The following is a 12594-nucleotide window of genomic DNA, read 5'->3' as shown; positions in this document are numbered from 1 at the left end:
TTCTTTATTTCGTCCCAAATTTCGGAAGATTTTTTCTATTTTAGCCAAAAATTTTAATATTAATGGCTAAATCTGTAGATGAATTTAATAAGAAAAGGCTTCGGTCCAGCAATATTACAGTAGTGATAAGTATTGCCTTAGTGTTATTTTTGTTAGGATTAATGGGGCTTATTCTGATTAATGCCCAGAAGTATTCTGACTATATCAAAGAACAGTTGGTGGTGAACGCCTACTTTGATGAAAACTATGACGCTAAAGATTCTGTAAAAATTGCAAAACTTGAGGAAGAAACTTTTAAAAAGGTACAGTTATTAGCTCCTGTAAAAAAAGCGACTTATATTTCAAGAGATATGGCAGCTAAAGAAGCCAAAAAGACTATGGGAATCGACAGTGATGCATTGTTCGAAGAAAATATTTTCCCTTCCTCTATTGAAGTAGCTTTAAAACCGGAATTCGTAGATCCTGCAAAAATTGATGAAGCCATCAAAGAGATCAAATCTGTTCCGGGAATTATCGATGTTAAAAATGACAGTACTTTAATGGTAGATGTCTACAATAACCTGAGCAGAATTCTGAAATGGATTTTAGGATTTTCTGTTCTGTTCCTGATATTGGCAGTTGTATTGATCAACAACTCTATCCGTCTGAAAATATTCTCGAAGAGATTTATTATTAAAACGATGCAGCTTGTAGGAGCGAAAAGAAGATTTATCCTTAAACCATTCATCGTGGAAGCTATTATTTTAGGAGCTATCGGTTCTGTAATAGGTCTTCTTGCGTTAGGTGGAGTTTGGTACTATTTCACAAGCCAGATTGGTTCAGCTTTCGTACAGGACAACAACCAATATTTCTGGTTGGTTATCCTGGTACTTGGAGTAGGAATTTTTATTTCTGTCTTAAGTACAATTTTCGCTACATGGAGATTCTTAAAATCAAACGTTGACGATTTATATTACTCTTAATAATGAGCAAAAAAACAAATAAATTTTCCGCTTCAGACTTTGGACATGAAGCTGAAGTACCACAGGAAAACGCTTTCTATTTCGGACAGCAGAATTTCAAATGGATGCTGATCGGACTAGCATTTATTGTCGTAGGATTTCTACTGATGATGGGCCCCGATGCCAATACTGTAGATGGGAAATTTGATCCTAACTCATGGAATGACGATATCTTTTCTATCCGAAGAATCAGAATAGCACCTCTGTTTGTTGTTATAGGATTTGTCATTGAAGTGTACGCGATCTTAAAAAGAAAATAAATAAATTTTTATATTTTGAGATTAAGAGATTAAGAAATTGAGAATCATGTATTCTGAGTTTCCGGATCTCTTAATCTTTTAATTTTTTAAAGGAATATGGATTTAATCAAAGCAATTATTATTGCCATTGTAGAAGGATTGACGGAATATCTTCCGATTTCTTCTACAGCACATATGGGATTTACCGCAAATCTTATGGGGTTGGAAGAAACAGAATTTTTAAAGATGTTTCAGGTTTCTATTCAGTTTGGAGCTATTTTATCGGTGGTCGTAGCCTACTGGAAAAAGTTTTTTGATTTAAATAATATTCAGTTTTATTTTAAACTTGCATTTGCAGTAGTTCCGGCTTTGGTGTTAGGCTATTTGTTTGATGATAAAATTGAAGCCGTTCTTGGAAATCAGATTGCTATTTCTTCCGTATTGGTTTTAGGGGGTGTTGTTTTGCTGTTTGCCGATAAATGGTTTAAGAATCCTAAGATCGATGATGAAAAAGGAATTACCATAAGAAATGCTGTTACCATTGGTTTCTGGCAGTGTCTTGCAATGATGCCGGGAACTAGCCGTAGTGCTGCTTCCATCATTGGGGGAATGGCACAAGGTCTTACCAGAAAGGCTGCTGCAGAATTTTCTTTCTTCCTTGCAGTTCCTACCATGCTTGCGGTAACTGTATATTCTGTTTTTGTAAAAACCTGGGGAAAAGAAACGGCAAATCCTCAGAAAGGATATGAAATGATCATGGCTTCTCAGGATCACATTATGATCTTCGTTGTAGGAAATATTGTAGCATTTATTGTGGCGCTTATTGCCATTAAAGCATTTATTGGAGTGCTTAATAAATATGGATTTAAACCTTGGGGCTGGTATCGTATTTTTGTTGGAGTTGCCCTGTTGATTTATTTTTATTTCTTTAAATAAGAAATCTTTTATACCCATTCATGACTGCTGAAGAACTGAAATCAGGATACATTTTTTTATTGGATAAGCCTTTGGACTGGACTTCCTTCCAGGCTGTCAATAAAATGAAATATAAACTTAAAAGGGAGTTTGATCTTCCTAAGAAATTTAAAATCGGACACGCCGGAACTTTAGATCCCAGGGCAACTGGGCTTCTTATTGTTTGTTGTGGAAAATTTACAAAGAAAATTCCTGAGATCCAGGATGCTCCTAAAGAATATTGGACAGAGATCAAGATCGGTGTACAGACAGAATCCTATGATACTGAAAAACCTGAAATTCTTCAACAGGATATCTCACATATTACTGAAGAACTGGTAAAAGAAGTGCTGGAAAAATTCGTTGGAGAAATTGAACAGAAACCACCTGTTTATTCGGCCATTAAAATTGATGGGGAAAGAGCTTACAACCTTGCCAGAGCTGGTGAAGAAGTGGAAATGAAATCAAGAAAAACAACGATCCATTACATCACGGATGTAAAAATCGATTTTCCTTTGGTGAGTTTTATGGTAGGATGTTCAAAAGGAACTTACATCAGAAGCCTTGCCCATGATATCGGCCAGGAATTGGGAGTAGGAGCTTATCTGACACAACTGAGACGTACCAGGATTGGTGACTATGCCATTGAAGATGCTACAGATCAGTTTCTGAATAACGAGTACAGATTCGAAGGTCTGTAAAAATTAAACCAGCAATTCTCAGGGTATTGAAAATAATACTTTATCAGGAAATATTGATTATGATATTACTTTCATAAGGATATCATTTTCTTCCTAACTTTGCATCAGGAAATACTGAAAATATAAGTTTCCTATTCAAAAAGATTAAGCCAAAAAGGAAGAATTGTTTTTTGAATCACATAAACTGAAAGATGGGATGATGATTTTTCATAGACTTAAGCTAGGGAAATCCGGATTTCAGCAATAAAAATTATATCGGCTACGGAAAAGACAAATGGAAAAAACGCGTATCAATAAATATTTATCAGAAGTAGGATACTGTTCTAGGAGAGCAGCAGATAAGCTTTTGGAAGAAGGAAGGATCAAGATAAACGGGAAAATTCCTGAGTTGGGAACTAAAGTTTCTGATGAAGATCTGGTAGAAGTAGACGGAAAAGCGATCAGAGAGCCTCAGGAAAAACCTGTGTATATCGTTTTTAATAAACCGGTAGGAATCGTTTGTACTACGGATACAAAACGTGAAAAAAATAATATCGTTGATTATATCAACCATCCCAAAAGAATTTTTCCTATCGGAAGATTGGATAAACCAAGTGAAGGACTTATTTTCTTAACGAGTGACGGAGATATCGTAAATAAAATTCTGAGAGCGCGGAATAACCACGAGAAAGAATATCTTGTTCGTGTAGACAAACCTATCACTCCAAGATTTTTGGAAAAAATGCGAAACGGTGTTCCAATTCTTGATACCGTGACTAAAAAATGTGAGGTAGAAAAGATTGATGAAATGAATTTCAGAATTGTTCTTACTCAGGGGCTCAACAGACAGATCCGAAGAATGTGTGAATATCTTGGATACGAAGTAAAAAAACTCAAGAGAATCCGTATCATGAATATCAAACTTGATTTGCCTATCGGGAAATGGAGAGATATGACGGATGAGGAACTGAATACGCTCAACTCCTTGCTGGCAGATTCCAGTAAAACAATTGATTAAAAATATCTAAAATACTTTAACGGGTTTTAATTTCATGCTTCCTTTTTTAATTATTGGAAGCATTATTTTTTAATGTTATTTATTGTTTTTCACGTATTGGTGTAATATGTTTTGTTTTTCAATGAAAATGCTTTATATTTATAATACTAACAATAATAACCTGAAAATCATGAAATTAAATCTTAGTTCAGTTCTATTATGTATTACTTTGGTAGTAGTAGTAAGTTGTCAAAATGATAATCATTATCCGGATCATCCGCATGATTCTTCGTTTTACATTGATTACAGAAGTTTAAAAGGATTACCAGACGGAATCGCCGTCATTGAACTCGATCCTGAAGCCCCCAATTTTGGAAATATCAGCAGCAAACTTGAATTGGGCATTGGTGTACTGCCACATCATATTTATTACAATCAGAATGCCAATAAAATGTTCACGACTGCTTTGGGTGGCAGCTATCTCTACGAAGTAAAAACCGGGGAAGACCAAAACGGACAACCCATATTATTGAACGCAACTCCTGTAGATACGGGTGAAAATACGGTAGGAGAAAATTTATTTTTTACCAATGACGGAAGATATTTTATGACCTTTATGGGTGGGGCAGGAGGCCCAAAAGATGGTAGTATAGGTGTTTTTAATGCGGCTAATAATCAGCTTATCAAAACGATTAAAGCACCTATTCAAGCTAATCCCAATAAGTTCATCATGTATCCGCACGGCATTTCCATCAATGAGGAAAAAGGACTGATGATGGTATCATCCACTATTCATCCTGATCTTACTACCGGAATGGGCAATACCTGTACTTTACTAGATCTCAATACTTACGAAATAAAGGAAACCTATCAGGTTGCAGACTCTCCAACTGATTTATCTGCTCCAGTAGAAGTATTGCTATTGCGCGGAAAGTTTCCGCAATATGCACTTGCTACAACGATGCTTGGCGGAGATATCTGGATTGCTCCCTATAATACTACAACCAAAAAATATGATGCTTTTACCAAGGTTTTTGATGGAAGTACAAAAGGTTTAGGCTGGGCACTCGAAATGTATATTGATGATACCAACAAATTGTACGTGAGTTTTGCAGAACCTGGAAAAGTACTTGTCTTTGATATTAACAATCTTCCTCAATTAAAGCTTTTGAAGACTCTTGATGCTGACAAAGGAGCACATCATATGGCTTTCTTTAAAACCAAATCAGGAAAAGATGTTGTGGCAGTACAGAATAATTTATTGGATCTTCCCAACTTAAATTCCGGTACGATCAGTATCATTGATATTAATACAGAAAAGAAAATAGGTACAGTAGATTTACGTAATAAATACGGAATATTACCTGAGTCCATTGAAGGGACTAATGGGCCAAGCAACTATATGCATCACTAAAATTATTTTACAGGATATAACTCTTCCGGAATATTATTTTGGAAGAGTTTTAGCCTGTTTCAGGTTTCATGTTATTTTACATATAATTTCATTCTTTCTTCATACTCAGGTTTCAGTTTTAAAAGTTTCCATATTTTTTTATCATCAGGATTACTGGTCCGGTAGAATATGATTTTGTCTGCTGAATATTTGAAATAAGGATGATTTTTAAGCCATTCCTCTGGTGCATTTACTAATGAGTATCGGGGAACATCTGATGTATTTAAGGGGGCTATTGAAATCAGTTTCTGAACCAGATCCTGATCGATGTTGTAAGTGGTTAAAATTTGCTGCTTATTCATAAACCCTCCCAGTTTCTTTCTAAAACCAATGATTGAGCCTGCACTTCTTTCATCCAGTCCGAATTCAATAAGCTGTTTGAAAGTAATGGTATTAAGATCTGTTTTTGAAAAATCTGTTTTTTCCTGTTGTTTTTCCTGAAGTCTGATATAAGGTTTCATCTCCTGAAACTTCTCAGCAGAAATCACAAAACATTTCTGCAGATCTTCTAAGCTTTTAAAGCTTCCCCGTAAATTTCTGTCCCGGTAATTAATGATCGTGATTGCTTGCTTTTCTGAAAACCCCAGTGCTATCCACTCATCTGGGCCAAGCTGATTAGGATCAAACGGATGATATTGAATTTTTGATTTTACAGGATTATCTTTTCCGGAATTCCTGAAGTTTTCCGGAGTTTTTGCCGGAAGCAAAAGATACGGTTCAAGTTTGCTGTAATTCTCCGACGAAATGATAAAACATTCTTTAAATTTTTCTTTACTGATAAAACTTCCCCCAAGATAATTTTTATACTTTATAATGGCTTCTGCCTGTTTTTCGCTAAAGCCCATTGTAAACCAGTCATTGGCAGAAAACTGATCAGGATTGAATTTTCCTGAAATCATAATTCCTTTCTTCCCGTATGGAGTGAATCTTTTGGAATCTCCTTTTTCTGCTGTTTCAGGAAGTAAAATGAAAGAGGACAGTACACTGAATTTCTCATTGGAAATAGCATAACATTTTTTCAACTGCTGTTTCGAAGTAAACTTTCCTCCAACAATATCTTTATACTTCAGAATGGTTGCTGTTTGTTTCTCTGAAAATCCAAGTTTCTGCCATTGTTCTTTGTCCAGGGTATTGGGATCAAAATCTGATAGATTTGCTGGTATTGAAGCATCTGAAATAAACGTTACCTTGGGAAAAGGTTCTTTTTCACGGCTGGTATATTTCTGATAGGCCAATAAAACAGTCAGCAAGGTGACCATCAACGCCAATTTCCGGTAATAGTTTTTTCTCATCATGTAGTAAACTTATTGATAAAAATACAGCGTGTCAATAGCTGATAATGAAATGGTTAAATATGATATAGAGAAAGCCTTTTATTGCGCATAAGCTTATAGTAATATTGTCTTTTCGGTGATATAATTTCGTAATTGAAATGAGAGTTTCAATTTTTATACTTGTTTGTATTTAATATGGCAGGATCTGTGGTTGGATGTAGATATTTTTGAATCATAATGAACCAATTCTAATACATTGTAAAGAAGAATTAATTATTAATAGTATTATTTACGTAAAGCTGTAATATGTTGATTTTCATGTGTTAAAAAGCATTACATTCGTGCAGTTTTAATGATTAATAACTAAAAAAACAACACAAAGATGAGAAAACTTTATCTCAGTGCATTTACTTTATGCACGGTCTTGGGCCTATCTGCCCAGAAAGTGGTGTGGCAGAAAGATATCCAATCCTCTACCCAGGATTTTCTAAGCCAGATCACCACAACCATTGATCAGCAATACCTTATTACCGGAAGTTCTATACAGTCTAAAAGCCAACAGCAAGCAGCCAGCAGCCAAAAGCAGAATAACGGCTATGATTTTCATTTGATTAAACTTGACCAGCAAGGGAAAGAATCATGGGAAAAATATTTCGCAGGACAAAATCATGATTATCTGTCTGCCACTGTTACCACGCAGGATGGCGGATTTCTCCTGGCTGGAACATCTTATTCCGGAAAAGGATTCGACAAAAAAGAGGATTCCAAAGGAGGCTCAGACATCTGGCTGATCAGAATCAATGAATTCGGTGATGAATTGTGGCAGAAAACGTTGGGAAGTTCTTCTGATGAAGAAGCAAGAGCTGTTATCCAGACTACCGATTTAGGATTTTTTGTTGCCGGAAATATACAGAACTCACCCAAAGGATACGGTTCAAAAGATCTTTTAATTACAAGATTAGACAAAGATGGAAAAGAACTCTCCCAATTAATTTTAGGTGGAAAAGGATTGGATGAAGTGGAGAAAATGATTCCAACGAAAGATGGAGGAGCATTATTGGGAATTTATTCGAGAAGTTCCGAGGTTCGTGTTTCTGGTTCTGAACAAGATTCCGGGATGCGAGGTGAGGGTTCTGCATTAAACGTTCAAAACTCGAATCCCGTATCCCGAAACTCGAAACAAACTGAAAATTTCGGAGAAGGTGATTACTGGATTGTCAAATTAGACAAAAACGGAAAAGTAGAATGGGAAAAGAACTTCGGAGGCAAAGGAGATGATCATTTGAGAACCCTGGCTTTAACTTCCACTGGTTTTATCATTGGTGGAGAATCCAGATCAGAAAGATCAGGAAACAAAACGGTAGGCATTGAAGAAGGAACAGATCTTTGGCTGATTGCTCTCAATGAAAGAGGGGATGAACAATGGCAGAAATCTTACAATTTTAAAAACCGTGATATCCTGATGGGAATGAGTGTTCTTCATTCAGCAGATGACAAATCTTCAAAAGGAATTTTATTGGGTGGTTATACGCAGGCAGAAGGAAGAGTAGAAACCGATGACGAAACTTTCTGGATGTTATACTTAGATCAAAATGGCAATGAGCAGTGGAGAAAACACGTAAAGGGAGAATCCAGACAAAAAGAAGAAAGACTTTCAGACTTAAAGCTGAACAGAGACGGATCAATTATTCTGGCAGGAACCAGTGCTGAAGAATTGGGTAAAGAAAACTGGAAAATTGTAAAATTGGGAGACAAGCAGATTGATCAGCTGATTGAAAAATACGATATCAAAATCTATCCAAACCCTGTTTCTGATTATACTTACATAGAAATCGGTTTCGACTTCAAGGATGCTGATATTCTTTTGTATGATATGAGTGGAAGACAGCTACAAAGTATAAAAACCAAAAACAAAGTTACTAAGATCAATACCCAGGTTTTGGTGCAGGGTGCTTATCTGGTGACGATAAAAACGGATAATAATAAAACAGCGAATGCAAAGCTGATTAAGAAATAAAAAACATTAATCATGAAGAAAAACTATAAAATACCTTTATTTCTGTTACTATTATTTGGTATCAGAATATTTGCTCAATTTGGCAATTTAACTAATATTGTTCCTACAACTCCTGAAATGTCAGGATTGGTAAAAAGGGTTGATATTCCAGTTAATTATTCATCGGGAGCAATAAACTATCCTTTGAATATTTATACCCTAAAAGTAAGTGGTTTTGAAATTCCAATTACATTGAATTATACTTCCACAGGATTTAAACCTGGCGAAAATGCGTCTAATATTGGATTGGGATGGGATTTGGAAGTGGGTGGAAAGATATCTCATAAAGTGAATGGACTGGATGATCTTCATTCACTAAAAGAGTATTCTGTCTTTCCAAATGGATTTCCTGTTGATCACCCTGTAAAAGTTGACTTTGTAAATCCTGGAGCTGTTAACTATCCTGAATATGCACTTTTAAGAGATCATTCCAATTCAAGATTAGAAGCACAAGGCACCTTTATGCGAAACCCTGTAAGTGGTATAGATACAGAACCTGATATTTTTCATTTTTCATATCCCGGGAAAAGCAGTAAGTTCTTCCTTGATAAGGACTTTAATGGAAAGCAGATGCCTGCAGGGAAAGAAAAAATAAAATTTGATGGAACTAAATTTACTATAACTGATATTCAAGGTAATATTTATGAATATGCTGTTCAGGATGATATTACCCTACAGTCAGATATGGTATTATTGAGCGGGTTTTATCCCTATAGTGGAGGCAATCTGATCTATAACAATTACTATTTATCCAAAATTCAAACTAAAACTGATATTATTGAGTTTCTGTATAATTACGTTGACTATGCCTATGATAATCCAAACTCTTATATGAAAGGAAGTACCAAAGATCTATATGACATTCCAACGGACTACTATTCAAGTTCCTTTGAAGTTAAATATTTGTCCAAGGTAACAAAGCATACTCTTCCTTTATTGAGCGAGATTAGGGTGAATGCAAAAACAAGAGTTTCCTTTGAATACAAAAGCACTCCCAGGACAGATGTAAAAAATAACTTTACAAGAAAGATTGCAGCACTTGATAAAATAAAAGTTCAGGATGGAGGAAACAGCTATACGGCTGTATTTGATCAGTCTTATTTTCAGCCAGCCAATGGGGATATTAATGATCGTACTGCTTGGCTTAAACTAAATTCCGTTAAAATCAATGACCAGCAATATTCATTCAAATATTATGAAGACTCATTAATACCAAATAAAGATACTGATAGCAAAGACTTTTGGGGATATTACAGCCAGAATGGAGAAGGAAGGTATAATGTAAAGGATTTTAAGACCTATTATTATTTGGGAGGTAAGAAACCTAGTCTAACCAATACTCAAACAACATTACTAAAGGAAATTATTTATCCTACAAAGGGCAGCGAGGAGTTTGTTTATGAAAATAATACTTATGATGAACCAAATTATACAGAATATGGTACAAATATTATCAATATTGGTATTTATTATAGTTATGAAGAGTCTAATAATGGTGAATTTTATAAAACGGAAAACTTTCAAATAACTAGGAAAACCAAGTTCCAATTGTTCTATAATATCCCTTATCAACCCGGAGGAGCTACCGCAGATGCACAAGTTTCTTATAATTTGATAAATACATCGACAAATACACTTGTATCATTTCCTCCAATGTCCGGAAAGGGAGAAACTGAGTTAACGCTAGATCAAGGTTCCTATTCACTGAGCATGTTTGCCAAGGGGCTTCCTGATCCTTATGTTCAGCTGTATGCAGAAGAAGCGATAGTGACGGGTTCAGGACGAAAAAATCTGGAAGTTGGAGGAATTAGGATTGCGAAAATAATTTCAAAAGACACTAATGGCAGTACCCTTTTTTCTAAGAGTATTAGTTATGATAATGAAAGCGGTATTTCAACAGGAAAGATCTACGATTATCCCATCGCCTATGAATTAGAGCATGGATATAGTTTTAAATATGATCCAAGTGTCTGTAAAGTACTTGATAAATATTTTTCCTTGGCCAAATATTACAGTACAGCAATTAGTGATATACTAGGCTATAACGGGTGTACGGTATTTTACTCTAAAGCTACGGAAAGTACTATTAGTAATGGTAATGATAACGGAAAAACGGTTTATTCATTTTATGATGAAGACGATGGAAAGCTATATTATGATACACCATATCTTTTATTCAATGATAATTCATGGAAAAGAGGATTTATAAAGAAGCAGGAGATCTTTGAAAGAGGAAATACAGTTCCTATTAAAACGATAACAAATAGTTATTCATTTATTCAAACCCCAACAACCCAGCAAATAGAATCAGGGTTAGATTTTTCGGCTCCAACACAACCCAATGAATTCCACAAAATGAGCTATCAATTTTTTGTCACAAGTCCGGAATATTACCTTGGCTGTGGAATGGTCATGAAAAATCCTGCTGCAAATTTTGATTTTTATGGAAAAAAACTGGTATCTGCCCAAGTGAATAAAGACAGGGAAATTATAGAAGAAAATATAAATGGAAAATTGCTGAGAACAGAAACTGAATATTTTTATGATAATCCCTTACATATTCAGCCTACCTCAAAAAAAATAACTTTCCCAGACAAGTCTGTTGAGGAAACAACCTTTAAGTATGCCGATGAGCTAGGGAATCTGTATTTGATTAACAAAAATATAATAGGTGTTCCTTTGGAAACAACTGTTGTTAAAAAAATAAATTCAACAGATATAGGAAAAACTATCTCCAAACTTTCAATTCTTTATCCAAACTCTGATATAGAGGCCAATAATAAAACATCAGGATTGGCATTACCTATGAGTGTATCTAGGCTAAATATCCAAAATAATACCCTATCCACAGAGTTGACTTACGATCAATACGATTCTAAAGGGAATTTGCAGCAATATACCACAAAAAATGGTCTTTCAACCGTGATTGTCTGGGGTTACAATCAGACCCAGCCCATTGCAAAGATTGAGGGAGCTAAATTATCAGATATTTCGCAGTCATTAATGGATTCTATTGTTACAGCTTCCAACACAGATGCTATAGCAGCTCCTAACAATGATGAAACAACCTTCTTATCAGTATTGAACACCTTCAGATCTAACTCTGCATTATCCGGTTATCAGATTACCACTTACACTTATGATCCTTTAGTAGGAGTAAGAAGCATCACACCACCATCCGGAATCAGGGAAAGCTATGTTTACGACTCTGCTAACAGACTTCAGAAAGTGATCGATGTGAATGGCAAAGTGTTGAAGGAAATGAAATACAACTATAAAAACTAAAACTGATGAAAAAATTGATAATACCAATAGGAGCGTTGCTCTTATCCAATATAACCTATGCCCAGCTTTCCACGATTTCAAGCAATGAAAACTATATTCAGACCAAAACGTATCTGGATTATAATGGTACTACAGCTACCAAATCCTCGGAATCTGTACAGTATTTTGACGGTCTGGGAAGGCCAAAACAGATTGTTAATATAAAAGCATCACCATTGGGACGTGATGTAGTTAATCATATAGAATATGACGCGTTCGGAAGACAGGTCAAAGATTACTTGCCTGTTCCCCAGCTTTCTACCAGCAATGGAAACTATTATTCAGGACCCTTGGGTGTTTATCCTACAACCTACGGTAATGAAAAGATCTATTCTGAAAAAGTTTTGGAAAGCTCACCATTGGATCGGATTCTGGAGCAGAAACAGGTAGGTAATGACTGGAACACAAAATCTGTAAAGTTTAGCTATGACACCAACGGATTTAATGAAGTCTATCAGTTTACCACGAGCACAAGCTGGGTAGATGGAGCTACAAAAAGTGTAGTGAGCTTATCGCCTGCTACGATTTATGCCCCCAACCAATTGTATAAAAACTCTGTCAAAGATGAGGATGATAATGAAACCATAGAGTTTAAAAACGGTAAAGGACAGGTTGT

General features: G+C 35.4%; 10 protein-coding genes. 9 read left to right on the top strand and 1 reads right to left on the bottom strand.

The annotated features are described in order from the left end of the window. The first annotated feature begins 62 nt into the window (after window positions 1-62). The 6 genes from RAH34_RS22580 to RAH34_RS22555 all read left to right on the top strand — a co-directional run bounded on the left by RAH34_RS22580 (window position 63) and on the right by RAH34_RS22555 (window position 5285). On the top strand, window positions 63-962 hold the full coding sequence (locus RAH34_RS22580) for an ABC transporter permease (protein ID WP_114821147.1): 900 nt from the start codon (window positions 63-65) through the stop codon (window positions 960-962). Between the two features lie 2 nt (window positions 963-964). Next, window positions 965-1261, top strand: a complete 297-nt coding sequence (locus RAH34_RS22575) for a DUF3098 domain-containing protein (RefSeq protein WP_079241025.1) — start codon at window positions 965-967, stop codon at window positions 1259-1261. 96 nt (window positions 1262-1357) lie between these two features. Then, entirely contained in the window at window positions 1358-2176 is an 819-nt protein-coding gene (locus RAH34_RS22570) for an undecaprenyl-diphosphate phosphatase (RefSeq protein WP_034695326.1), read from the top strand. Between the two features lie 20 nt (window positions 2177-2196). After that, complete coding sequence (gene truB / locus RAH34_RS22565) at window positions 2197-2895, top strand: tRNA pseudouridine(55) synthase TruB (protein ID WP_306597654.1); 699 nt, start codon at window positions 2197-2199, stop codon at window positions 2893-2895. 274 nt (window positions 2896-3169) lie between these two features. After that, window positions 3170-3892, top strand: a complete 723-nt coding sequence (gene rluF / locus RAH34_RS22560) for a 23S rRNA pseudouridine(2604) synthase RluF (protein ID WP_114821145.1) — start codon at window positions 3170-3172, stop codon at window positions 3890-3892. 169 nt (window positions 3893-4061) lie between these two features. Further along, the gene (locus tag RAH34_RS22555; RefSeq protein ID WP_306597653.1) at window positions 4062-5285 is read left to right on the top strand and encodes a YncE family protein; all 1224 of its coding nucleotides are present in this window, start codon (window positions 4062-4064) and stop codon (window positions 5283-5285) included. A gap of 71 nt (window positions 5286-5356) precedes the next feature. Here the strand turns inward: RAH34_RS22555 and RAH34_RS22550 are convergent, their stop codons facing one another. Next, on the bottom strand, window positions 5357-6619 hold the full coding sequence (locus RAH34_RS22550) for a helix-hairpin-helix domain-containing protein (RefSeq protein ID WP_306597652.1): 1263 nt from the start codon (window positions 6617-6619) through the stop codon (window positions 5357-5359). Window positions 6620-6980: 361 nt separating this feature from the next. Here RAH34_RS22550 and RAH34_RS22545 point away from each other — a divergent pair, with 361 nt between their 5' ends. The 3 genes from RAH34_RS22545 to RAH34_RS22535 all read left to right on the top strand — a co-directional run. Further along, the gene (locus RAH34_RS22545) at window positions 6981-8615 is read left to right on the top strand and encodes a T9SS type A sorting domain-containing protein (protein ID WP_306597651.1); all 1635 of its coding nucleotides are present in this window, start codon (window positions 6981-6983) and stop codon (window positions 8613-8615) included. A 12-nt stretch (window positions 8616-8627) separates the two neighbouring features. Beyond that, a complete protein-coding gene (locus tag RAH34_RS22540) occupies window positions 8628-11939 on the top strand; it encodes a hypothetical protein (RefSeq protein WP_114821141.1) in 3312 nt (1103 codons plus the stop codon). Window positions 11940-11944: 5 nt separating this feature from the next. After that, window positions 11945-12594 (top strand): DUF6443 domain-containing protein (locus RAH34_RS22535; RefSeq protein WP_306597650.1); only part of this gene is annotated, 650 nt, incomplete at its 3' end.

It is taken from the genome of Chryseobacterium sp. WLY505, assembly GCF_030846215.1.
Lineage (GTDB): Bacteria > Bacteroidota > Bacteroidia > Flavobacteriales > Weeksellaceae > Chryseobacterium.
This window is presented reverse-complemented; position numbering and strand designations above follow the sequence as displayed.

What these genes read in the sequence shown, in the direction of transcription:
- RAH34_RS22580 (WP_114821147.1), top strand. Translation starts at nt 63, where the DNA reads ATGGCTAAATCTGTAGATGAATTTAATAAGAAAAGGCTTCGGTCCAGC.
- RAH34_RS22575 (WP_079241025.1), top strand. Translation starts at nt 965, where the DNA reads ATGAGCAAAAAAACAAATAAATTTTCCGCTTCAGACTTTGGACATGAA.
- RAH34_RS22570 (WP_034695326.1), top strand. Translation starts at nt 1,358, where the DNA reads ATGGATTTAATCAAAGCAATTATTATTGCCATTGTAGAAGGATTGACG.
- truB (WP_306597654.1), top strand. Translation starts at nt 2,197, where the DNA reads ATGACTGCTGAAGAACTGAAATCAGGATACATTTTTTTATTGGATAAG.
- rluF (WP_114821145.1), top strand. Translation starts at nt 3,170, where the DNA reads ATGGAAAAAACGCGTATCAATAAATATTTATCAGAAGTAGGATACTGT.
- RAH34_RS22555 (WP_306597653.1), top strand. Translation starts at nt 4,062, where the DNA reads ATGAAATTAAATCTTAGTTCAGTTCTATTATGTATTACTTTGGTAGTA.
- RAH34_RS22550 (WP_306597652.1), bottom strand. Translation starts at nt 6,619, where the DNA reads ATGATGAGAAAAAACTATTACCGGAAATTGGCGTTGATGGTCACCTTG.
- RAH34_RS22545 (WP_306597651.1), top strand. Translation starts at nt 6,981, where the DNA reads ATGAGAAAACTTTATCTCAGTGCATTTACTTTATGCACGGTCTTGGGC.
- RAH34_RS22540 (WP_114821141.1), top strand. Translation starts at nt 8,628, where the DNA reads ATGAAGAAAAACTATAAAATACCTTTATTTCTGTTACTATTATTTGGT.